The sequence below is a fragment of the Ureibacillus sp. FSL K6-0786 genome (assembly GCF_037965165.1).
GTDB classification, from domain to species: domain Bacteria; phylum Bacillota; class Bacilli; order Bacillales_A; family Planococcaceae; genus Ureibacillus; species Ureibacillus thermosphaericus.
This window is the reverse complement of record NZ_CP150191.1, coordinates 2241083-2265501: the sequence shown is the minus strand read 5'-3', so window position 1 is coordinate 2265501 and position 24419 is coordinate 2241083. Positions and strand designations below refer to the sequence as shown.

Sequence of the window (24419 nt, the reverse complement as noted above, 5' to 3'; positions counted from 1 at the left end):
AAAATGGCACCCTCGAAGGAATAATAACCATGCACCTAAACGTATCGATATTTCAATGCTTTTCAGTTGTTAAATTTATGTCTGTACATAATTATTTTCAGTGCGTAAATCCATGAAGGCGGAGGTCTCTCCGCCTTCTTTTTGCACAATAAGCCTACTTAAAAAAGTAGGCTTATTGTCCTGTCGTTTGGAACAACATCTATATTTATGTTATATCAAATGTAATGTCATGCCCAATTCCATCCTCAAAATTGTTTTAACTTTTTCATCATCAGTAGTATTTTCTGTTGAATCTACCATAGTTTTTAATCTGGCCGCTTTTGTTGTTCAACATCGCCAACTACACATTCCATATATTATAAAGTTAAAAGAATCAAAGTCTTCAGAAGTAAGAGCATCTCCACTATTTTAAAATAAAGAAATCTCCTGAAAAAGTTTCATTTTATTTTGTTGCAGTTTCACTTGTCTTAAATCGCTTAATCATATCTTGAAGGTTGTCAGCCAATAGTTTTAGATCTGAATTTTGTTGTTTTAAGTAATCAATTGTGTTGTTTTGTTGAACAGCAGAAGCAGAAATTTCTTGAGTTGCAGCCACTCCCTGTTCTGAAATTGCAGAAATTTCTTGAACGGACGTTAAAATTTTATCGGATGCTTGATCCAGATCTTCCGTGCTTTTAACAATCGTTTCAATTCCATCTGCCAATTGCTCTACTGACTCAAAAATAGAATTGAATAATCGCCCATTATCCTCGACAATCTCAACACCTTTTACAATGTCTTCATAATCTTGTTGGTTCAGATTTAGCACGATATTAGCCTGTTCATTGATTTCATCTATCGCTTCAGAAATTGTTTTGATTGATCCATCTGTTTGATTTGCAAGTTTCTGAACTTCTTGGGCAACAACCGAAAATCCTTTACCCGCCTCTCCAGCACGTGCTGCTTCAATGGATGCGTTTAAAGACAGAAGATGAATTTGGGATGAAATTTCTTGGATAATCTTAATGATTTCATTAATATGTTCTAATTTTTTACCTAGATTAGACAAGTTCTCTTTACTTACCATGCCATTTTGTTTTATTTTGTTCATTTGTTCAGTAATCATTTGAACTTGAACATTTCCTTGTTCAGCTTGCTGACTTGTTTGATCAGTAAGGTCTTTTATTAATTTAGTTTGCTCATCCACATTGGATATCGAAGTTGATATTTCAGATACCATATTTGAAATTCGTTCAATATGGTTGGCTCTTTCTTCGGCACCTTTTGCCTCTTCATCTGTACTCGTCGCAATCTGTTTAGAAGCCTGAGCTAATTCTTCAAAGGATTCGAAAAGAGTTTGGCTAGTATGATGAATTCCTACCGATTTCTCTTTTACATTATCAATGATGTGACTTAAATTTTTTCTCATATCTTCAAAGCTGTTTGCTAAGATTCCGATCTCATCTTTCCGCTCAATATTTACAGATTTGCTAAGATCTCCAGTAGAAAAGATTTGCGCATATTGTACCAAACTATTAAGAGGTTTAGAAATTCTATTTCCAATAAATAAAGCCAACAAGATTCCAATAACAATCATAACAACTGTTACAATAAGCGAAACAATCAATATCCGATTCTCTAAATCGTCTATAAATTTAGCGCTCATATCAATTCCAAAAATGGCTTCCACACCATCTTCGTCTAAAGGAAGGAAAAACGATTTATGTACACCCCAATTATCTCTATAAATAGGACTCAGAACAGTCTGTTTTTGTTCATATGATAATTTTTGATTATCTGTAAACGGAGACTCAACCATAAATTCGTCACTGCCATTTAAAGCGACAATAACATCTTTTCCATTTTGTCTGGACAATACATATACATATTCGATTCCTTTTTTTCCTTCAAAAAATGAATCTAATTTCTGCCTCAGTTCCGTCCCATATATCTCTGGGGAATCCATTGTATTCTTAATTAAATCTGTATCAATCGACTTTGCTAGTAATTGCCCATTTTCTTTTAACCGTTCGTCAAACTGTGGGATTACATGTTCATGAATAATGTAATCTGATACATATCGAACAAATCCAAAAAGAATCAGTGAAAATATAAGAAAAGGAAATAAAAAACTAACAATTAATTGGGTTTTTATCGATTTTTTCAGAGTTATTTCTCTCATTCCTTATCTCTCCCTTGAATGTTCCATTTCCTTTAATGCAATAAATGGCCGTATATCCATTTGCAGTAATTGATAAAGTTCTTCCATTGTTTCGTTTTTGAAAAACACAACAGCAAACGTTCTATCATTTGTTGCTTGTATTTCTCGATATTCCAAAATTTGGTTAAACTGTTCTTTGAATGATTGATGATCAATATGCTTTATAAGATTTTGTGAGATGTCCATAGGGATTTCCGCGCAGAAGAAACCGTAAATACCTTGGTCCATCTGGCGAAGCACTTCTTCCCAGTTAGGGCTAGTTCCTTCAAAATAATGCTTATACACATTACAGCCATAAGCATGAAATCCGAGATCTGTCGTTCCCGCCCCAGCAAATCTGAGCGGATTCATTTCAATTGGAATAATGCCGTGATTATTTTTTCTCACTTCAAAGTGAACTGGAAAATTTTTCAACGGAACAACTTCTCTAAACTTATGCATAAAAGCCAATATGTCATCGTAGATTTCATGAATCACTTGTTTTGATGTATAGTAGATTCGATCTGATGTATCATATTCGTCTTTAAACAAATGTTTAAAAATATTTAAAATCACAGGATTACCATTATGATCGTAATAACAGTCAACAGCATATTCTTCTCCAAATACCCATTGCTCGATTAAAATGCTCTCTCCGTTAATCACTTCATTGTCGTACATGTTTTTTATAACAAGTAAATCTACACTTAACTTATGTATTGCATCCTGCCATTCATCTGCACTTTTTACTTTATACACTCCAACGCTTGAATATCCTTTGCTTGGCTTAATTACAACGGGAAAAGGAATATCCTCCACCGGAATGTTAAAAAGCTCATCCAGGTTTACTACCTTATAAAAATAATCAGGGTACATTTTAGAAAGGATTTGACGGAACATCCCTTTATCTTTTAATTGTTTTGACCAACGATTTTGAACACTATTAGGAGCATAAGATTCAAGCAATGCTAAGCAGCTTTCAGAGTTTGTCAATATCTTTTGGTGTTCGTTAATGATAGAAAAAAAATCTCCATCTGGCATTTCCGAACTGTTACCTTGTTTAATAACAGGTACATTAAGTTCTTGCAACGATTTGACCAGAATTGGAGAAATAATTTGATCATTTATGAGAATCATTTTGAATCCCCTTTCTTAAAGCAGAGTTTCTGTTTCTTTCCATAAAGTTAAAATGTTTCAAACGCAAAAATAAGATAAACTAGACAGATGGCTCTTTTACCTCTCGTTCTGCATACATTTATATGGCATCTAATCAATCCAATTGCTGAACAAAATAAAACGAATTGAGACTTACTTCCTATGACGGAAAAGTTGCGATGAATGGGCCATTTTTCTTATCGTCAAAATAATGAGAAGTTTAAACTTTTTAGGTAAATTTATTATTCATTGTTAAATAAATGAACTTATTAAGTTTCCCAGCATAATTTTTTACTATAAAATACTCCGACTCTTATTGCTAAGTAAGTAGCGAATTATATACCAAATTTCATAAATGAAATCAGTAAAAATTACTCAACTGGAACGCATTGAGGACGGAATCATTACTTGAGATCATATAAAGTGATAATCAAGGGGGGAGGTGGATACAAAATAGAAGGAATTAAAGCACCTAAACGTTGATGGGGTTAAGAAATTGGTAATTCTATCGGATATTTTCAGATATCCAAAAAATAAAAAAGACTGCAAACGCAGTCGTATCATCGGATGTTTGTAGCGCCCTCGGAGGGAATCGAACCCCCAGTGCAAGAACCGGAATCTTGAGTGTTATCCATTACACCACGAGGGCACATATCAAATAAAAGGTTCTTCCCAAAATTTGCATATTTTATTACTATTTTTCATATAATAATAAATATGCATTGTGTTGTAAATAATCTGTTTCGTCTATGAATATTAACGACTTTATCATTATACACAGGTCTTCATAACAATTCAACCATTTAGCAAGAAGAAAGTTATTCTATTATAGATGATTTGGGATTTGTGTATATTCAATAAATTGCCCTTACTTTATATTTGACCATTCTTGACTAATATGTGTATGATAAACATACAAGCTGAAACAATTTCCGTTTCGGTACGTAGAAATATAAAGAAAATCAATTATTGGTTTAAGGAGGACGTAATAATGAATTTAGTTCCTACAGTTATTGAGCAAACAAGTCGTGGTGAGCGTGCTTACGATATTTATTCTCGCCTATTAAAAGACCGAATTATATTACTTGGAAGCCCAATTGATGATAATGTAGCAAACTCTATTGTAGCACAATTGTTATTCTTAGCTGCAGAAGATCCAGAAAAAGATATTTCGTTATACATTAACTCACCAGGTGGTTCAATTACTGCAGGTATGGCAATCTACGATACAATGCAATATATTAAACCAGATGTACAAACAATTTGTATCGGTATGGCAGCTTCCATGGGTGCTTTCCTCCTATCTGCAGGTGCAAAAGGAAAACGTTATGCATTGCCTAACGCAGAAGTGATGATTCACCAACCACTTGGCGGTGCTCAAGGGCAAGCTACTGAAATTGAAATTGCAGCTAAGCGCATTCTATTCTTACGTGATAAATTAAATAGACTATTGGCTGATCATACTGGTCAACCAATTGAAAAAATTGCGCAAGATACAGACCGTGATAACTTCATGACAGCTGAACAAGCTAAAGAATACGGTTTAATTGACCACATTATTTCTTCAAGTGAGGAAAAATAATCACGTAAATAAAAATTGTCACCCAATTATTATTGGGTGATAATTTTTTATTTTATCGATTTTCTTTCGCTGGATTCCAAGGCCAAACTCGAGGCCCTCGCCCTTTTTCAACCCTAGGTTTTGTCATTAATAAATTGCGACAAAGCGTATGCGACAAGTTTACTTGCCGTCTTTACTCAAATCGACATATCAAATATTCATCATAATTTATACTAATATATCGTTTCGTTCAAACCCTATTCTTTGTTATATTCCCCACTTGAAAATTTGTTTGAATATTTAAAAATAAAAAACTCACAATTCTCGAAATGATTCGAAAAATTGCGAGCGTTTTCAATTTTTTCATAAATCAAACTTCTTTTTGGATGAAGGAAGATAATCCTTCAATTGCCTCATTTTCATCATTACCCTCAGCGATTAATTTTACTGTTGTACCTCTTGCAATGGCTAAGCTCATGATTCCCATTATAGATTTTGCATTTACTTTTTTATCATCTTTTTGCAGAAAAATATCTGCCTTATAACGATTCGCCTCTTGAACAAACAACGCCGCTTGTCGAGCTTGCAAGCCGGTCTTCAGTTTAACCTCCACTGTGGTTTCAACCATTTTCATTTTCACACCCTTTCTAAAACCGTTCATCTCATTTTATATCTATCTTAACGAAATTATTTAAAAAGAACAATGTGAATTCAATTTTATTATTTTATTACTTTTTCGCCACGGCGCAGCTTTTCGGCAATTTCATCAATCTTTCTTAAACGATGATTGATTCCTGACTTGCTGACTGTTCCCGTCGACACCATTTCTCCTAATTCTTTTAACGTGACATCTTGATGTTCGATGCGCAGCCTAGCAACTTCTCGCAATTTTTCTGGCAAATTATCGATACCAATTGTTTGATCAATAAATTTTATGTTTTCTACTTGCCTTAATGCTGCACCAATGGTTTTATTTAAGTTTGCTGTTTCGCAATTCACGATTCGATTCACGCTATTACGCATATCTCGTAAAATACGAACATCTTCAAACTTTAACATCGCTTGAAATGCGCCAGTTAAGCCAAGAAAATCTGAAATTTTTTCCGCTTCTTTTAAATAAGTAATGTGCCCTTTTTTACGATCAATGGTTTTCGCATTTAATTGAAATTCATTCATCAAATTGGCTAAAGCTTCACTATGCTCTTTATACATTGAATAAATTTCTAAATGATACGATGACGTCTCTGGATTATTAACAGATCCACCAGCTAAAAAAGCTCCTCTTAAGTAGGCTCTTTTTTGCTCATCTGTTTTCAATAACGATTGGGAAATAGAATGATTTAATTGAAACTCTCCTTGTAAAATATCAAGATCTTTTAATATTTCTTGCGCACCTTCACGAATGCGACAAATGTAAACATTATTTTTCTTTAATCTCATTTTTTTGCGAACCAGCAATTCTACATTATATGGATAAAGCTTTTTAATAATCGTATAAATTCTTCTAGCTATTGCAGCGTTTTCTGTTTGCACATCTAAACTAAGTTGTTTATTTGAAAAAGAGAGCGTCCCATTCATGCGGATAATTGCAGAGACTTCTGCTTTTAAACATTGATCGCTCTCTTCAATTTGAGTCAATTCTTTTTTCGTTTCTGAAGCAAATGACATCGAAGCCCCCCTCTCTTATGTAAATCGTTCATACTAATTTTTTATTTTTAATGAGTAATCGAGTAACCATTCTGCAATCGCTTCACCTTCATGTCGCACAACGCCGTTTTTAATTGTAGCGATATCTTTTTTAATTATTTCTAATCCGAGCTTTTCTAATTCTTCCACATCAACTTTAACGGGTTCAGCGTTTTGTTCTTTATAATTTGCTTTTATGGGGGATGGCAAATCATTGCTGTTCACTAAAATGGCATCTAAGAACGGTTTCCCGACATGCTCATATATTGCTTTGACATGATCAGCCGCTTTATATTGATTCGTTTCCCCTTGTTGCGTCATTAAATTGCAAATGTAAATTTTTCTAGCCTTCGATTGTACAACAGTTTCACCGATTTCTTTCACTATCAAATTCGGTATGATGCTTGTATAAAGACTACCAGGACCGATTAGTATCAAATCTGCATTTTTGATTGCACTTATTGCTTCTGGAAGGGGCTTTACATCTTCTGGCACTAAAAAAACGCGCTTTATGCGTTTGTTGGATAAAGGAATTTTCGATTCACCCTTTATGATTTCTCCGTCCCACAATTCTGCATGTAAATTCACTTGTCTATTTGCTGATGGAATAACTTTTCCGTGAACTTTCAACACTTTACTCATCTCGGCAATGGCACTGGAAAAATCGCCAATGATGTCAGTCAATGCAGTAATCATTAAATTCCCTAATGAATGACCCCCAAGATCTTTTGAATTGGAAAAGCGATATTGAAACATCTGTTCCACTAAAGGCTCCGTATCAGATAAAGCGGCAATGACATTCCGAATGTCTCCAGGAGGCGGAATATCATAATCATCCCGAAGTCTTCCGGAAGAACCGCCATCATCCGTTACCGTGACAATGGCAGTAATATGAAATGGATAGAGTTTTAACCCGCGTAATACTGTTGATAAACCGGTCCCTCCTCCAATGACAACGATATTGATTTTTTCCATTAAAACAATCCTCTCTAAGATCGAATATCACGGTGTGTTATTTCCGTTTGATATTTTTCACTTAAATATTTTCCAAAATATTCAGTTAATGTTACAGAGCGATGTTGACCGCCTGTACATCCAAAGGCAATCACCAATTGCGATTTTCCTTCTTTAACATATTGAGGAATAATAAAATCAAATAAGTTTTCTAATTTTTGAATTAATAATTGTGTTTCATTTGTGCTATAAACGTAATCATAGACTTCTTTATCCAACCCTGTTTTATTGCGCAATTCCTCAACATAATAAGGGTTTTTTAAGAATCTTACATCGAATACTAAGTCCGCATCAATAGGAATTCCATTTTTATAGCCAAAAGACATCACATTGATTGAAAACTTTGGACTCGTTGATACGGCGAATTCCTCTCCAATTCGCTCACGAAGCTCTCGTGGTTTCATATTGGAGGTATTGTAAATATAATGAGCCCTGCCTTTTAGCTCTGATAGCATTTCTCTTTCTTTTTTTATTCCATCTAATGGTAATCCACCCTGTGCTAACGGATGTTGGCGTCTCGTTTCTTTATATCGACGAACGAGCGTTTCATCATCTGCGTCTAAAAATAAAACTCGCATCTTTACATTTTTCTCTTTTTCTAAAATATCAAGTGCATCAATGAGAGAGTTGAAAAATTCTCCCCCTCGCATATCCATTACTGCTGCAACTTTTGAAATTCTTTTTTTCGACTGTTTCATCAATCTTAAAAAAGTTGTTAACAATTCTGGAGGTAAATTATCTATACAATAATACCCTAGATCTTCAAAACTTTGAACAGCTACTGTTTTGCCTGCACCGGACATGCCAGTAATGATGACTAATTCATGTTCGTGATCGATTTCACCCATTTTTTTCATCCCCTTCGATTAGCTCCATCGAAGTTTGATATTTCGCCTCGATTAATTCATAATCTTTTGTATAAACACACGTACCGTATTGAATCCCTTGTTTTAGCGCTGCAAATAATAAATTTTTTCGATCTCCTTCCGCCATTGGAAGGTGGTAAAGATCTTCAATTGGACGCCACTCTAAAATTCCCTCTCGATTTTCTTTATCTGGAATTCCTTCAACACCAGTCGCTACAAATGTAAATAGCATCCATTCATCAATTACTTCATCATTTTCTTTAATAACAATTGTATTGACACCTTTTAAATGGGCATTTTTAGGAGTAACATTCGTCTCCTCTCGAAATTCCCTTACTGCTGCTTCAACAATGGATTCACCGCTTTCCATTTTCCCGCCTGGTGCGACATACCAACCTCTTCTCGGTTTTTTAAGAAGCAGAACTTGTCCATCTTGTATTGCTAATAAATTTGCAATTCTTTGCATAAACGACACCTCGAATCTTTGTTACTCCTACTACTGTTATTATACCGCGACTCTTTTCGTTCGGTACAAAAAATGCTATGGAAACAATCTATTATTTTAATTTATGATTGGAAGGCGTTCCGTAGAATATTCAAAAAAAAAGTTGTTCCCAAAATGGAAACAACAAAATATATAAATCTAAAAGGGGGGTTAAATTCTAATTTTATTATACCCCTTATCAATGGTAATAAAAGTTACAATATAGTTAATTTCTCATTACCTTTTGTTCACTAATTTTTCTTTTAGTTCTTCAACATAATGTTGCGCAGACTGGGCTGCAATACTTCCGTCTCCCGTTGCTGTAACAATTTGTCGCAACATTTTATCACGTACGTCTCCTGCTGCAAAAATACCTTTTACAGATGTTTCCATTTTTTCATTTGTCATAATATAACCATCATCGTTTAAAATACCTAAATTTTTAAACGGAGCAGTTAATGGTACCATACCGATATAAACAAAGACACCATCACATGGAACTTCCTTTTCAGAACCATCTACTGTTGAAACAAGCGTTACACTGCCGACTTTTCCGTCTTTCTCGTTAATTTCTTTCACTGTGTGGTTCCAAATGAAGTCAACTTTTTCATTAGCGAAAGCGCGGTCTTGTAAAATTTTCTGTGCACGTAATTTATCGCGGCGGTGCACGATTGTAACTTTTTCAGCAAATCGAGTTAAATATACTCCTTCTTCAACTGCTGAGTCTCCACCACCGACAACAATTAAATTCTTTCCTTTAAAGAAAGCTCCGTCACATACTGCACAATAACTAACACCACGGCCTCCTAGTTCGCTTTCACCAGGAACTCCTAATTTTTTATATTCAGCACCAGTTGCGATGATGATGGAACGAGCTTTATACTCTTTTGAACCTGCTTTGATGATTTTATATTCCTCTCCATCAATGATTTCTGTTACATCGCCATAAGCATACTCCGCACCGAATTTTTTCGCATGTTCAAACATTTTTGTTGATAATTCTGGTCCTAAAATGGATTCAAATCCTGGATAGTTTTCCACTTCTTCCGTATTTGCCATTTGCCCGCCAGGAATTCCACGTTCTAACATTAAAGTTGAAAGGTTTGCACGTGAAGTATATACCGCTGCAGTCATCCCTGCTGGACCTGCCCCGATAATAATGCAATCATAAATTTTTTCTTCAGCCATTTTTAATTCCTCCTAATTACTTCTAATGTAGTCTAACGAATTAGGAACTTCAAATAGTTTGCTTATTCCTCGTCAAAAGGTAGAAATTTTAGTAATTGGTCAACATACTTCGTTAATGTAGAAACAGTAATTTCGTGTTTTTCCGCAAATTGTTTTTTCGTCACTCGATTTGACTTAACCGTTGAAAAATACATATATTCCACTGCAGCGGCAAGAGCTTTTACATTTTTAAATTCATAGCCATTCAAAAAGGCTTTTTCAGATAGGACAAACCACATTTGATATAAGTATTGTAATTCAAGTGTTAATGCTTCCGTTTTATTATAAAGTTCTTCCGCCACTCCAATTAAACGAGTGAAATTTCTTTCCATTTTGTTTTTAAGATTAAATTGATGATTAAGTGCATAAGCTAAACAAAGTTTTTCTAAGCCGTTGTATTTTGAAAGATCTATTAATTTTGGATGAGAAATAATTTCCTGTTTAAATGCCGATTTACTGAGCAGGAAAAAGCCAAACATTCGATGTGCCGGATAATCGCTATTAATTTTCTTAATAATGTATTCTCGATTTTGATCAAGCGTTGGAATTTCTGTGATTTCTTTATTTTTAATGTGTTTCCATGGCTCCATTCCCTTTTTCGAAGGATCAATACGAATTAACATTTCCCAAGCTTTTTCAGCTTCCTTCACATGATTGGAAAAGTAAGCCGCTTGACTTAACCAAAAATAAAAACCTGAATCACTTGGTGCCATTCGTTTCGACATGCTGTGAAGCCATTTGTAGGCTAAATCATATTCTCCAATCAATGCTAATGTTGCACCAAGTTTATATCGATTATCAAAATCAAATGGATGTACTTTTTTTAATATGTCCACTAATTGTTTCAGATTTGACTCGTCTTTTTCATAATATGCAATGATGGTTAAATTACATAATGCATGCAAATTTCCAACATTTTCTCGAAGAACATGATGTAAAACTGCTTTTGATTGTTCCAAATCTCCTACATAAAAGTATGCAAGAGATAAATTGTTATAAGCAGCCCAAAGCTCAGGATATTGATCAACAAGCTCTTCTAACACTTCAATCGCTTCATTAAATTGGCTATTTTCCATTAATCGACGAGCTTTTTCTTGCTGAATGAATTGATCGTATGAATCCTCTTCCAAATCTTCCAATTCATTTTGTTCAAAATAAGCGAAATCGATTATTTCCTTAGCTTCCAATGCATAATAACCATCAGGATCAAGTTCTAAATATTTTTCTGCATATTTTTTTGCATCATTCATTAAACCTAAATAACCGGACACTTCCGCTAAATAATAAATATGTTCCGGTTCATCTGGTTCAATGCAATATGCAGTATGAATCAATTCATAAGCCTTTTCAAAATTTTGGGCGCTTAATTCTAATAGGCCATAATGCATTAATACATGAGCATCATCCGGACTCAATTCTGCAGCTCTTTTCATATATTTATACGCTCGATCCATTTGGTCCTTTTCCAACGCTTTTATTGCTTTATTGAAATAATATTCACCATCTGGAATAAACGAGACAATGTTGTTTTTACCTTTCTGTTGCTTCTTTTCCAAAATGAACCTCCGAGACAATAAATAAGGAACGTTTTAAAAACGTTCCTTTTCTAATCCATTTTATTATATCACATTTCCAACCTACGTCATGGCAAATGCTTTAAAAGAATGATGAAATTATTTTGTATTTTTTGTGCTCGCTCTCTTTTGTTGATGGCGTTCTACCAACACTTCTAGCACATCGTACACGCTAATTTTTTGTTCCTGTAATAATACAAGTAGATGATAAATCAAATCAGCTGCTTCCCATTTTACTTCTTCCGGATTTCTATTTTTCGCACCAATCACTACTTCTGTTGCTTCTTCGCCAACTTTTTTACAGATTTTATCAATGCCTTCATTGAATAAATAAGTAGTATAAGCTCCTTCTGGCATCTCTTTTTCGCGTTTCTCAATGATTTCTACTAATTCTGGGATAATACCAACGCTTCCAACTTTCCCTTTCTCCACAAGTGTTTCTGTGAAGCAGGAAGTTGTTCCATTATGACAAGCAGGGCCAGCAGGGATGACTTCAACAACTAGCGCATCTTGGTCGCAATCAGTTGTTATTGAAACAACCTTTTGCGTATTTCCGCTCGTTTCTCCTTTATGCCAAAGTTCATTACGAGAACGTGAAAAAAACCACGTTTCTCCAGTTTCCACCGTTTTATGTAGCGATTCTAAATTCATATAAGCGACTGTTAATATTTCTTTCGTACGTGCATCTTGTACAACAGCAGGGATTAAACCCTTTTCATCAAATTTTAAATTTTCAATTTTCATCATCTGACACAAACTCCTTTTTCGCGCAAATAGGCTTTTACTTCTGCCACGCTTGTTTCTTTATAGTGGAAAATCGATGCTGCAAGGGCTGCGTCAGCATCAACATCTTGTAATACTTCTCGGAAATGCTCCTTATTGCCTGCACCACCGCTTGCGATAACCGGCACAGTCACCGCATCACGAATTGCTTTCGTTAACGCTAAATCAAATCCTGTTTTTTCGCCATCTCTATTCATACTTGTTAATAAAATTTCTCCTGCTCCAAGTTCCACCGCTTTTTTTGCCCATTCAACAGCAGTCCAATTCGTTTTATTTCGCCCACCATGGGTATAAACCATCCAAGTACCGTCTTCTTCAGAATAACGTGCATCAATAGCGACAACAATGCATTGCGAGCCAAAATAATCTGCACCTTCTCTAATTAATTCTGGTCTTTCGATTGCTGATGTGTTGACTGATACCTTATCCGCTCCAGCTCGTAAAATTCGTTTCATATCCTCTAACGTGCGAATTCCGCCTCCCACCGTAAATGGAATCGCAAGTTCTGTAGCCGTTTTTTTCACAACTTCAACCATCGTTTGTCTGCCTTCGAAAGAGGCTGATATATCTAAAAACACAAGTTCATCTGCACCTTGTTCATCATAATACTTTGCCAATTCTACCGGATCTCCTGCATCCCGCAGACCTACAAATTGTATACCCTTTACGACTCTTCCATCTTTTACATCTAAACAAGGTATGATCCGTTTTGTTAACATCTAATTCACCCCTTGCAGCCACTTTTTCAGTAAATAAACGCCGAATTCTCCTGATTTTTCAGGATGGAACTGCATACCGCAAACATTGCCGCTTTGAACAATGCCGGGAACATTCACACCAAAATAGTCGGCAGATGCCACCACTTGAGAGGAGGTAGTATTTGCATAATAAGAGTGAACAAAATAGACATGTTTGTCCTCTGGCATTCCTTCCCCCTCTAACCATTTTGGAATTGAGTGAAATATCAATGAGTTCCAGCCCATATGAGGAACTCGGTATTTTTCTCCCTGCTCAGAAATTCCAGAAAAACGAACGATTTTTCCTTCAAAAAATCCGAAACCTTTTGTCGGAGCAACTTCTTCACTTTCTTCAAATAACAGCTGCATTCCTAAACAAATGCCAAGAAGTGGTTTACTGTTCTTTACTTCATTTCGAATAAACTGATCAAGCCCAGTTTCTTTTAGCTTCTTCATTGCATCAGGAAAAGCGCCGACTCCGGGCAATATGAGAGCATCAGCTTCACTTAACACCTCTGTTTTGGATGAAAGAATTACTTCTGCATCTAATTTTTTTAACGCTTGTACAACACTAAATAAATTTCCCATGCCATAATCGATTACACCAATTTTCATGTAAGTAGTCCTTTCGTTGAAGGTACTCCTTTAACTCGTGGATCGATTTGAACAGCGTCATCAATCGCGCGAGCAAGGGCTTTAAAAATCGCTTCTATAATATGATGTGTGTTATGTCCATAAGGAACGATTACATGGACATTCATTCTTGCTTCTAAAGCAAACTTCCATAAAAATTCATGTACTAATTCCGTATCGAATGTTCCTACTTTTTCCTTCAATTCAGGCGCAACACGATATTCTAAGTGAGGACGATTAGAGCAGTCTACAACCACTTGTGCCAATGCATCATCCATTGGTACAAAAGCATTTCCGTATCGACGAATGCCTCGTTTATCACCTAACGCTTCTCGAACTGCTTGTCCTAAAACGATTCCGAGATCTTCTGTTGTATGATGATCATCAATATGAGTATCACCGTTTGCAACAATCTTCCCATCAAACAATCCATGCTTCATAAACAAATCGAGCATGTGATCCATAAAAGGAACACCTGTATCAACTTCTGCTTTTCCTTCTCCATCTAAATAAAATTCTATTTTGATTTGCGTTTCTTTCGTTGTTCGTTCGATTTGAGCAAATCGTTTCTTTGTTTGTGTCATTTAGTTTTCACCTTTCTTCCAACCTCTCGATTCTACAGCTCTTGCGTGAGCTTCTAAGCCTTCCATGCGGGCAAGTCTTGCAATTTTTTGCACATTCTCTTTCCATGTTTGTTCTGTATAATAAACAATGTTTGTCTTTTTAATAAAATCATCTACATTTAATCCGCTAGCAAAGCGCGCTGTGCTATTTGTCGGCAATACGTGGTTCGGACCAGCAAAGTAATCCCCGACCGGCTCAGAGCTGTAACGGCCGATAAAGATTGCACCCGCATGGCGGATACCCTCACTCACTTTTTCCGCATTTTCAGTCACAATTTCTAAGTGTTCAGGTGCAAGCGTATTTACTGCTTCCACTGCCTGATCCATATTTTCTGCAATATAAATATGTCCAAAGTTTTCAATAGAAGCTCTTGCAATTTCTTCTCTCGGAAGTTGTTTTAATTGATTTTCCACCTGTTCGCTCACAGCTTGTGCCAACTTTTCGCTCGTTGTAATTAGAATGGCGCATGCCTGTTTGTCATGTTCCGCTTGGCTTAATAAATCTGCTGCGATTTCATCTGGATAAGCCGAATCATCTGCGATTATACAAATTTCACTTGGTCCAGCAATCATATCAATCGCTACTTCACCAAATACTTCTCTTTTTGCTAATGCAACAAAAATGTTCCCTGGACCTGTAATTTTATCGACAGGAGCAATTGATTCCGTTCCATAGGCCAACGCTGCAATCGCTTGGGCACCGCCAATTTTATAAATTTCATTCACGCCCAGAATGTTAGCTGAAACAAGAACTGCAGGGGGAAGTTTACCATCCTTTCCACAAGGAGAAGTAATGACGATGCGTTTTACCCCTGCAACTTGAGCAGGAATAACATTCATCAATACAGAGGAAGGATAAGCGGCAGACCCACCCGGCACGTATAATCCTACCGAATCTAGTGGAACAATCCGTTGAGCAAGGTACGATCCGTCAGTTAACGGCAATGTATACCCATTTCTTTTTTGCGCTTCGTGATAATTGCGAATATTGTTTGCCGCTTCTTCTAAGTCCTGCTTTAATTGAGGGTCAAAGTGTTGAAGCGCTTCATTGATTTCTTCTTCTGTCACACGTAAATCAGAAAGAACAATTCCATCCCACATTTCCGTATATTTACGAACAGCTTGATCGCCGTTTTCACGAACATCTGCCAACACTTGACGTACCGTTTTTAGCTGCTCTTCATTTCCGCTCTCAAGTTCTCTTTTTAACGAAATGTTTTTAGATAACTTAGAAATTTTCATGTTGTTTGACCTTCCCTCTATTTCACAATTTTCTTCAATCGGGATACAATTTCTTGAATTCGTGCATTTTTCATTCTGTAGCTTACTGGGTTTGCAATTAAACGAGAAGACACATCGGCAATGTGTTCATATTCCACTAGTCCATTTTCCTTTAATGTTCTTCCCGTTGAAACAATATCCACAATGCGATCAGCAAGACCAATCATCGGCGCAAGTTCAATAGACCCGTTCAATTCAATGATTTCCACTTGCTCACCAATGCCCTTATAATAATTCATTGCAATATTTGGATATTTCGTAGCTATGCGAGGTGCAATTTCATCCATTTCTGTATTTGGCAAGCCTGCTGATGCGATATGACATTTACTAATTTTTAAATCCAATAGCTCATGCACAATTCTTTGCTGTTCTAATAATACGTCCTTCCCTGCAATTCCAATATCTGCAACGCCATGCTCTACATAAACGGGAACATCCATTGGTTTCGCTAAAATAAATCGAATGTTCTCTTCTGGAATTTCAATCATTAGCTTCCGTGACATTTCCACTTCTTCCGGCAATTGAAATCCAGCATCTATTAACATTTGAAACGCTTCTTCAAAAATGCGTCCTTTCGGCATAGCAATCGTTAATTCACTATTCATTGTTCTTCCCCCTGGCTCAATTCAACGACCCGACTAAACAATTTTGTAAATGCATCTTTATTAATCAATCCTTCTTTCGCTTGTACCGTTACACGAGCACCCTGTTGTCTTAACTTATTTGCAAGTTCTAACGCCCTATTAAATTCCTCATCTTCAAATAGGATGCAAACAGTCTCTTCAACCATTTCTTCTTTAGGCAATGCCTCAAGAAGTCGATCGATGCGAATGCCAAAACCTGTTGCTCCTACATCACTACCGAATAAATTTAATAAACCATCATAACGTCCACCATTTCCTAGTGGGAAACCACTTCCTGATGCGAAAATCTCAAATAACATGCCAGTATAATAATTCATGTGGCTAGATAGTGTAAAATCGAAAGAAACATATTGTGAAAGATTGCATGCTTCAATTAATTTAGCAAGTTGTTTCATATATTCTACACCATCGTTTTTTCGTACATATTTTTCCATATCTTCGATGGCAGCTAAGTTTGTTGCTTCATTAATAAATTCGAGCAATGCATTTGCTTTTGTTACAGGCAAATCAAATTCATGCACCGCTTCTTCAAATCCCACATAGTTACGCTCAACAAGCAATCTTTGTAAAGTTTCCCGTTGATAATCGTGGTCTGTATAATCATTTAAAATATCATGCAGTACACCTGCATGCCCAATGGTTAATTTGAATGATTCAATTCCAAACTCTTTCATCAATTCGATTACTATTATCAGTACTTCCGCATCAGCGTAAACCGATTTATCTCCAATAATTTCAATGCCCATCTGACCAAATTCGGCTGGTCTTCCACCTTCCAGTTGTTGCGCACGGAAAACATTTGCCGAATAAGCTAGTCGGAGTGGGATTTTTTCTTTTAATAATTTAGATGTCGCAACCCTTGTGATGGGTGTCGTCATATCAGGACGCAAGACAAGGGTATTTCCTTGGCTATCCACCAATTTAAAAAGGGATGCGTCAGAAATAGCTGATGCTTTTCCAACAGTATCGTAATATTCTAAAGTTGGTGTCTCAATAAAATCAAACCCACGAGAACGTAAAAATTGTCGACCTATTTGCCTTGTTCTTTCGATCTTTTCATATATAGGCGGGAATGTATCTCTCATTCCTAGAGGTTTTTCAAACTTTTTGATTGATGACATATTCACACATCCTGTTATTTATACTTTAACATATTAGAGTGTTAGATAATTAGAGAATTAGTATATGAAAGCATTTTATCGAACTTTCAAAGATTCGTCAATTCAAAATTGGAGGTAATAGGAAATTATATATTTTCTAAACTGTTGCTACTATTCTGATAATTTGAGTGATTATGTTATATCCTTTGAATAGAACTTTTAATTACTCCTATTTTATAAAAAAAGATGCCTAGAAAGATTCATCTTTCTAAACATCCTCTTTCCCACTCACCTGTTTTTTTCTTCTCCGCTCCGCCATTTCTTCAGCTGTGAAAATGATGCGCATGGGATTTCCACCGACCATCGCCCCAGCTGGAACATCTTTATTCACTAATGTAGCAGCCGAAACGATTGCTCCATCGCCAATTTCGACACCAGGCAAGATGGTGGAATTCGCTCCCACCATCACTTCATTTCCTATTTTCACATCGCCTAATCGATATTCATCAATTAAATATTCATGAGCTAAAATCGTTGTATTATATCCAATAATCGTGTTATCACCAATTGAAATACGCTCTGGAAACATCGTGTCAGGCATTACCATTAGTGCAAGAGAAGTTCTCTTCCCGATTTTCATTTTCAAAAAGGTGCGATAAATCCAATTTTTTAATCCCATAAACGGAGTAATTCGACCAATTTGAATAAAAATAAAACATTTTACAACCTTCCAAAAAGAAACGGTTTTATATACATGCCATAAAGAGTTGGCGCCTCCTTGAACTTTGTATGTTTCAGTTCTCCGCATATTACAACCCCTTCACGATTGTTAGTAAATCGGAAATATGATGCAACATATAATCCGGTTGGAATTGTCTTAAATATTCTTCTCCTTTAATTGACCAAGCAACTCCAGCTGTTTTAATACCTGCATTTTTTCCTGCTAAAATATCGTGATAATTATCCCCAATCATCAAAGCTTTCTCTTTTGGCATTTTCAAACGCTCTAATGCTAATAAAACTGGTTCCGGATCTGGTTTTACTTTCGTAACATCTTCTAAACCTATCCAGAAATCAAAGTAATGTTCTGCTTTCATGAATTGAAGTCCTCGTTCGATCGTATCCCTTTTTTTCGTTGAGACAATTGCTAATTTATGCCCTTGCTTTTTTAATTCTTCTAAAGTTTCATTGACACCATCGAACTCTTTCACATAATGATCATGATAAGCATGATTCCATTGGCGATATTTTGCAATCATTTCATCGACTTCATTTGGCGCAATTTGTTCAAAAGTCTCTTTTAATGACGGACCAATGAAGTTGATGCAATCTTGTGGCGAATATTGCCCAGGAAATTTGTCGTTTAATACATGCATAAATGTTTGGATAATTAATTCATTTGTATTTAATAACGTTCCATCAAAGTCAAATAATAAGGCTTTCATTCTTACTGGACCACTTCCCTATTTAATGCCTTTAGTTCTGTTCTATTCCAAATAAATGCAACAATAATCGTCAGTACAAATGCTGTAATTACTCGTATAATTAATAAAGGTAAAATCGGAATTCCTAAAGGCGCAAAAATAAGCGTATCCTCAATCACCGCGTGACATGCAACTAAAAAGATAAAGCATAATGTAGCATCTTTTTTACTCACACCATCTTCTTGTACTGATTGAATCATCACACCTGCTCCATAGGCTAAACCAATTACTAATCCAGCAACTAATGTCATCGCTGCATTTGGTTTTACTCCAATTACTTTCGTCAATGGAGCCAGTAAATTTGATAATTTATCTAAGAAATGATAGTCACGTAAATATTGCACGACAATCATTAAAGGAATGACAATAATTAATAATTGCAAAATCCCTAAACTCGCTTTTTGGAGTCCAAGTAATAATATTTCTCCCCAACCGTCCGGATTAGGATTTTGTGCAGGAACTAAGCCATACTTTGCAATTTCTCCTCCACCGTTCCAAAGAAATCGAATCACTAAAGCAGATAAAATCGCTAAACCAAATCTAACAGTAAGAATTACCCATAGTTTTACTCCTACCTTTAATGCAACACCTGTTTCAATGAAAATGTTGTGGGAGAAAGATAGCATAACTGCAAGAATAAACACTTCTTTGACAGTCAACTCAACTGAAAGTATTCCAGCAATCCCTGCATATAAATTTAAAAAGTTCCCTAGCACAAGGGGAATAGCGGCTTCACCACTTAATCCTAGAATTCCCATGAATGGTTCAATCAAGTCAATGAGCCAAGGTAATATTGGTGTAAATTGTAAAATTGTCACAATAAACGTAATTGGAAAAATAACTTTACTTAAAGACCAGGCTGTTTTACCGCCTGCAATGAACCCCTTTTTCAACGTTGACATTCTCATTTTTCCTTTCTATCTATTCATCAAGATATCGAACAACAGGACGAACTTTCCATCTGCGATAAAAAATGCTGGCAAATCCGACGATGATTAACGTCACTGAAACGACTTGGGCTGAACGTAAATCTCCAATTAAATACAAGCTATCTGTTCTCATCGCTTCAATAAAGAATCGTCCTATTGAATACCAAATTAAATAAGAGAAGAAAATTTCCCCTCGTTGTAAATTGGCTTTTCTAAATAGCAATAAAATAATTAAGCCCACTAAATTCCATAATGATTCATATAAAAAAGTTGGATGAACATATGTCCCTAAATCATGAATGTACATTTGCTCAATAATCCAATCTGGCAAAAATAAACTTTCTAAAAATTCACGGGAAACGGGGCCGCCATATGCTTCTTGATTCATGAAATTTCCCCAACGACCTAAGATTTGGCCAATTAATATACTTGGAGCAGCAATATCCGCAACTTTTAAAAAGCTTACTTTTTTCACACGACAGAAAACATATGCAGTCGTAATTGCCCCAATCAATGCTCCGTGTATAGCAATACCACCGTTCCAAATCTCAATAATTTTCTCTGGATTAGCACCATAATAATCCCATTTCATGATGACATAATATAGGCGGGCACAAAGTATGGAAATCGGCACTGCCCAAAGCAACAAATCTCCAAAGAAATCTTCAGGCAATCCACGTTTTTTTCCTTCCGCTTGTGCGACAAAATAAGCAATGATGATACCAGTAACGATGATAATACCATACCATCGCACAGATAATGGACCTATGCTAAAGGCAACCGGATCGATTGCTAACAAAATATTATCCATATGAACTCCTTTCAAATTTAAAATCATCTTTCAATAATTAATATTCATCAATCTCATCATGCATTGCAATAACTTCGTCTAATCTTCTTGAGAATTCCAATGCAGGATTGATGCCAATCCTTTTTAAACGATAATTCATTGCTGCTACTTCAATAATAACGGAAACATTTCGTCCAGGGCGAACCGGAATCGTTAATTTTGTAATTTCCGTATCAATGATTTTCATTTTTTCTTCATCTAGCCCTAATCGATCGTAAGTTTTATTTGGATCCCAAGTTTCCAACTCCACGATTAATGTAATGCGTTTATATGGTCGAACTGCACTTGCACCAAATAAAGTCATAATATTGATAATGCCGATTCCGCGAATTTCTAATAAATGCTCTAGTAAAGGTGGGGGACTCCCAATCAATATATCTTCGGCTTCTTGTCGAATTTCTACACAATCATCCGCTACGAGTCGATGTCCTTTCTTAATTAATTCTAAAGCTGTCTCACTTTTCCCTACTCCACTTTTTCCAATAATTAAGACACCTATTCCATACACATCGACTAATACACCATGGATGGCTGTAGAAGGTGCTAATTTACTTTCTAAATAATTGGTAAGCCTACTTGAAAACCTTGTTGTTTTCATAGACGTAACTAATACTGGTACATTGTTTTCATTAGAAGCATCAATTAATTCTTGAGGAACATCCATATTTCTCGAAATAATAATTGCTGGTGTTTCCTGCGAACATAGTTTCATCATCCGCTCTTGCCTTAATTCCGGAGGGAGCATTTCAAAGAATGATAATTCCGTTCTTCCAATAAGTTGCACACGATTCGCAGGATAATGGGTAAAATAACCTGCCATTTCTAAGCCTGGTCTAGAAATATCGCTCGTTGTGATATGGCGACCAATCCCTTCATGACCACTTACAAGGGTTAATTTAAATTTCTCCATTACATCTTTTGTTGTTACTTGTGCCATTCTTCTCTCCCACCTTTTTTCACATATGTATTTATTTTAGCATTATAGTATACTTATCCAAAATAAAAAAGGAGACGTGCTCATAACGTCTCCCAAGACTCACTAATGTAAACGCTTTTATTTTTTAAACAAAATTATTTTTGTTGTGCCAACCATGCAGCAGCGGCTTCAGCATCTTCACCTTTCAGTAATCCGCCAGGCATTGCACCTCTACCGTTTAGAATGACATCTAAAATTTCTTCTTCAGACAATCTTGAACCAACATCTGAAAGTGCTGGAGTATTCCCCATACCTTGCAAGTTACCGCCATGGCAAGTTGTACAACTGCTCATTACAAGTTCTTCACCTTTGTTAGCTTCTGAACCGCCATCTGTTGTTTGTTCATCTGTAGTATTGTCGTTAGTTGAACCTCCGTCAGTAGCTTCGTCTCCGCCGTCACCACAAGCACCAAGAACAAGGGCGGATCCGAATAATAATGCCAACCATGCTTTTTTCATCTGAACCCCTCCAAAAAAATAATAAAAAATGTGCAATACATGTTCATTATATCAAAATTGTTGAACAAAGAAACATTTGGACAAATATCCAAAGTTTAGATAATACCGCAAAAAGCAATAATATCAACACTTCTAACATTTGTTTCAGGTTTGTGAATTATTTGTGAAAGAGTGTTCACATTCAAATAAAAAAGGAATAAATTATTTTAGTATAATTTTGAAATCCATTTACGAAGGTTCATGTAAGAATATTGTGCGCAAATAAAAAAATCCTATTCAACAATCATTGAATAGGATTTTTTCGCCATAATTTATATGGAGCTTTTCGTATATTCTAAAGCCATTCTGTATATATATCCTAAATCAGCCGTAGAAATGCCTAACTCTTTCGCTAATTGATTTGCTTTTTCCAAATCCATTTTTGTCAATGCAATGCTCAGTTGTAAATAAATAGTCATCTCCGTTTCCCTGCCACAAATCGTTTCGATGACTACTTCCGAAAACGGTAATTGTTGAACAATTAATTGAATGGGTCTTTGTAAAATTGTATCGATTAATGAAAACATCCCTACTAAATAATACTCGGAATAATTTTGTTTATTCTTTTTTCTTGCAAGCAATTCACAAATTTTGGCACGGAAAATGGATGTTCTCATTAATTCAATGTAAACATCTGATGGTTCATCCGCTAGCCCTTCATCAACTGCTAGTAAATAAAGAAATTTACGCAGTTCGATTAACCCTAACATCACGATCGCTTGTTTTACCGATCGCACTTTCGATTTTTTTCTGGAAATATTATTAATTAACTGAAGTAACTTGTAAGTTATAGATATGTTCTGTTCTATTTTTTCAGCAATTTCTTGAACGTTGGAATTTTCTTCTTTTAATAAGCTCATTACTTCAAAATACTGCAACATATTCATGGGTATATCCACTGATTTAATAATTTGAGGCTGTTCAAAAAAATATCCTTGAAATAGTGAATAATTTGCCGCTTTTGCTTCTTCAAATTGAGTACGATTTTCTACTTTTTCTGCCAACAGTTGAATGTGGGGAAAGAAATTTTTCACACGCTCTTCAATAATAGCTCTTCCGGATTTAGGAGTGCTTAAAAAATCGACTTTAATAATATCTACATTTGCAAATAACGTGTTGTAATATTCTATATTTTGTCTTAAAACAAAATCATCTAACGCAATTGTAAAACCTCGATTTCTCAATTCTACAATCCGCATAATCAATTGATCCGTAATCGGCACATCCTCTAATATTTCGATTACAAATGTAGAAGGATCAATTAAATCAATGATATTATTCGTCATTAACAAATTTTCCGTAAAATTTACGAACCCTGGTAATCCATTTGTTAATTCATTCATTCCTATAGTAAATACGGAGTTTTTCAACACTTGAATTGTTGCATTATCTGAATCAACTTGTTCAAATTGATTTGATTCATTTCTTCTGTATAAAAGTTCATAAGCAACCACTTCCTCATGTGTATTAAAGATTGGTTGCCTACCTACAAGCACTTCCATACCAATATCCCCACTTTTTCATTATGTACAATTCCAATAATATACAATTTTTACGATAAAATACAACGAAAAATAAAACTAGAACAAAAATACGACATATGAAAATTATACAAAAAAGTATCATCCTTAAAAGATGATACTGCATAAAATTTATTCTCCTTTAAAAACAATCGACCATTCACTACGTTTTTCCAACATTTCTTTCGCCAATTGTTTGGCCCCTTCTAAACTATGATTTGCTGCCCAGCCACATTGCACTTCATTGCAAGCAGGTACTTCTGTCGCTTCCAATACATCGCGAAGCGTTTTTTCTAAAATATTCAAGACTTCTTCATAGTCATCATGGTTAATCATTGTAAGGTAAAATCCTGTTTGACATCCCATCGGACTCAAATCCACCACTTGATTTGTATGATTACGAATATGTTCAGCCATTAAATGCTCAATTGAATGAAGTGCTGCCATTTCCATATGTTCTTTATTTGGCTGTTTAAAACGAATATCATATTTTCGAACCACATCACCATTTTTTCCTGTGATTACACCAGCTAGGCGTACATATGGTGCACTAACTTTTGTATGGTCTAAATTAAAACTTTCCACATTCATTTTTTCCATTTTTCTTCCCTCTTTC

Annotated in this window: 25 protein-coding genes and 1 tRNA gene; 1 reads left to right on the top strand and 25 read right to left on the bottom strand. The window is 35.5% G+C overall.

Features of this window, described 5'->3' with window-relative positions:
* Window positions 1-442 precede the first annotated feature (442 nt).
* From NSQ18_RS11140 to NSQ18_RS11130, 3 genes are all read right to left on the bottom strand, one after another.
* Window positions 443-2161 carry a methyl-accepting chemotaxis protein gene (locus NSQ18_RS11140; RefSeq protein ID WP_339288079.1) on the bottom strand — a complete coding sequence of 573 codons (1719 nt, stop codon included), beginning with the start codon at window positions 2159-2161 and terminating at the stop codon, window positions 443-445.
* 3 nt (window positions 2162-2164) lie between these two features.
* Window positions 2165-3316, bottom strand: a complete 1152-nt coding sequence (locus tag NSQ18_RS11135; protein ID WP_339288077.1) for an ATP-grasp domain-containing protein — start codon at window positions 3314-3316, stop codon at window positions 2165-2167.
* A gap of 595 nt (window positions 3317-3911) precedes the next feature.
* Window positions 3912-3983, bottom strand: a tRNA-Arg gene (locus tag NSQ18_RS11130).
* A gap of 342 nt (window positions 3984-4325) precedes the next feature.
* Between NSQ18_RS11130 and clpP the strand changes: the two genes are divergently transcribed.
* Window positions 4326-4916, top strand: coding sequence for an ATP-dependent Clp endopeptidase proteolytic subunit ClpP (gene clpP, locus NSQ18_RS11125; RefSeq protein WP_016838692.1), 591 nt, complete (start codon window positions 4326-4328; stop codon window positions 4914-4916).
* 349 nt (window positions 4917-5265) lie between these two features.
* Here clpP and NSQ18_RS11120 read toward each other — a convergent pair whose 3' ends face one another.
* The 22 genes from NSQ18_RS11120 to NSQ18_RS11015 all read right to left on the bottom strand — a co-directional run bounded on the left by NSQ18_RS11120 (window position 5266) and on the right by NSQ18_RS11015 (window position 24403).
* Complete coding sequence (locus tag NSQ18_RS11120) at window positions 5266-5523, bottom strand: HPr family phosphocarrier protein (RefSeq protein WP_026019099.1); 258 nt, start codon at window positions 5521-5523, stop codon at window positions 5266-5268.
* Window positions 5524-5615: 92 nt separating this feature from the next.
* Window positions 5616-6563 (bottom strand): DNA-binding protein WhiA, encoded by a 948-nt coding sequence (gene whiA, locus NSQ18_RS11115; protein WP_016838695.1) that lies wholly within the window; start codon window positions 6561-6563, stop codon window positions 5616-5618.
* Window positions 6564-6596: 33 nt separating this feature from the next.
* Window positions 6597-7556, bottom strand: a complete 960-nt coding sequence (locus NSQ18_RS11110) for a YvcK family protein (protein WP_016838696.1) — start codon at window positions 7554-7556, stop codon at window positions 6597-6599.
* A 14-nt stretch (window positions 7557-7570) separates the two neighbouring features.
* On the bottom strand, window positions 7571-8443 hold the full coding sequence (rapZ, locus tag NSQ18_RS11105; protein WP_016838697.1) for an RNase adapter RapZ: 873 nt from the start codon (window positions 8441-8443) through the stop codon (window positions 7571-7573).
* The gene (locus NSQ18_RS11100) at window positions 8436-8927 is read right to left on the bottom strand and encodes an 8-oxo-dGTP diphosphatase (RefSeq protein ID WP_016838699.1); all 492 of its coding nucleotides are present in this window, start codon (window positions 8925-8927) and stop codon (window positions 8436-8438) included. The genes rapZ and NSQ18_RS11100 overlap by 8 nt, the downstream gene beginning before the upstream one ends.
* A 255-nt stretch (window positions 8928-9182) precedes the next feature.
* Window positions 9183-10133 (bottom strand): thioredoxin-disulfide reductase, encoded by a 951-nt coding sequence (trxB, locus tag NSQ18_RS11095; RefSeq protein ID WP_016838700.1) that lies wholly within the window; start codon window positions 10131-10133, stop codon window positions 9183-9185.
* Between the two features lie 62 nt (window positions 10134-10195).
* Entirely contained in the window at window positions 10196-11728 is a 1533-nt protein-coding gene (locus tag NSQ18_RS11090; protein WP_016838702.1) for a tetratricopeptide repeat protein, read from the bottom strand.
* Between the two features lie 117 nt (window positions 11729-11845).
* A complete protein-coding gene (gene hisIE / locus NSQ18_RS11085; RefSeq protein WP_339288073.1) occupies window positions 11846-12493 on the bottom strand; it encodes a bifunctional phosphoribosyl-AMP cyclohydrolase/phosphoribosyl-ATP diphosphatase HisIE in 648 nt (215 codons plus the stop codon).
* Window positions 12490-13248, bottom strand: a complete 759-nt coding sequence (gene hisF / locus NSQ18_RS11080; protein WP_016838705.1) for an imidazole glycerol phosphate synthase subunit HisF — start codon at window positions 13246-13248, stop codon at window positions 12490-12492. Before hisF ends, hisIE begins: the two co-directional genes overlap by 4 nt.
* A complete protein-coding gene (hisH, locus tag NSQ18_RS11075) occupies window positions 13249-13881 on the bottom strand; it encodes an imidazole glycerol phosphate synthase subunit HisH (protein WP_016838706.1) in 633 nt (210 codons plus the stop codon).
* Window positions 13878-14483 carry an imidazoleglycerol-phosphate dehydratase HisB gene (gene hisB / locus NSQ18_RS11070; protein WP_016838707.1) on the bottom strand — a complete coding sequence of 202 codons (606 nt, stop codon included), beginning with the start codon at window positions 14481-14483 and terminating at the stop codon, window positions 13878-13880. Before hisB ends, hisH begins: the two co-directional genes overlap by 4 nt.
* Window positions 14484-15764 (bottom strand): histidinol dehydrogenase, encoded by a 1281-nt coding sequence (hisD, locus tag NSQ18_RS11065; protein ID WP_016838708.1) that lies wholly within the window; start codon window positions 15762-15764, stop codon window positions 14484-14486. It lies immediately after the preceding gene.
* Window positions 15765-15781: 17 nt separating this feature from the next.
* A complete protein-coding gene (gene hisG / locus NSQ18_RS11060; RefSeq protein WP_016838709.1) occupies window positions 15782-16408 on the bottom strand; it encodes an ATP phosphoribosyltransferase in 627 nt (208 codons plus the stop codon).
* Complete coding sequence (locus NSQ18_RS11055; RefSeq protein ID WP_339288069.1) at window positions 16405-17568, bottom strand: ATP phosphoribosyltransferase regulatory subunit; 1164 nt, start codon at window positions 17566-17568, stop codon at window positions 16405-16407. Before NSQ18_RS11055 ends, hisG begins: the two co-directional genes overlap by 4 nt.
* 247 nt (window positions 17569-17815) lie before the next feature.
* A complete protein-coding gene (locus NSQ18_RS11050; RefSeq protein ID WP_016838711.1) occupies window positions 17816-18355 on the bottom strand; it encodes an acyltransferase in 540 nt (179 codons plus the stop codon).
* A 1-nt stretch (window position 18356) separates the two neighbouring features.
* On the bottom strand, window positions 18357-18992 hold the full coding sequence (gene ppaX, locus NSQ18_RS11045) for a pyrophosphatase PpaX (protein WP_016838712.1): 636 nt from the start codon (window positions 18990-18992) through the stop codon (window positions 18357-18359).
* A 2-nt stretch (window positions 18993-18994) separates the two neighbouring features.
* Window positions 18995-19933 (bottom strand): nucleoside recognition domain-containing protein, encoded by a 939-nt coding sequence (locus NSQ18_RS11040; protein WP_016838713.1) that lies wholly within the window; start codon window positions 19931-19933, stop codon window positions 18995-18997.
* A 19-nt stretch (window positions 19934-19952) separates the two neighbouring features.
* On the bottom strand, window positions 19953-20771 hold the full coding sequence (lgt, locus tag NSQ18_RS11035; protein WP_016838714.1) for a prolipoprotein diacylglyceryl transferase: 819 nt from the start codon (window positions 20769-20771) through the stop codon (window positions 19953-19955).
* Window positions 20772-20808: 37 nt separating this feature from the next.
* A complete protein-coding gene (gene hprK, locus NSQ18_RS11030) occupies window positions 20809-21747 on the bottom strand; it encodes an HPr(Ser) kinase/phosphatase (protein ID WP_016838715.1) in 939 nt (312 codons plus the stop codon).
* Between the two features lie 134 nt (window positions 21748-21881).
* Window positions 21882-22244, bottom strand: coding sequence for a cytochrome c551 (gene cccB / locus NSQ18_RS11025; protein WP_168412534.1), 363 nt, complete (start codon window positions 22242-22244; stop codon window positions 21882-21884).
* 311 nt (window positions 22245-22555) lie between these two features.
* Window positions 22556-23785: an HDOD domain-containing protein gene (locus tag NSQ18_RS11020; RefSeq protein WP_168412533.1), complete on the bottom strand. Its 1230-nt coding sequence runs from the start codon at window positions 23783-23785 to the stop codon at window positions 22556-22558.
* Between the two features lie 150 nt (window positions 23786-23935).
* Entirely contained in the window at window positions 23936-24403 is a 468-nt protein-coding gene (locus NSQ18_RS11015; protein WP_016838718.1) for an S-ribosylhomocysteine lyase, read from the bottom strand.
* Window positions 24404-24419: the final 16 nt, after the last annotated feature.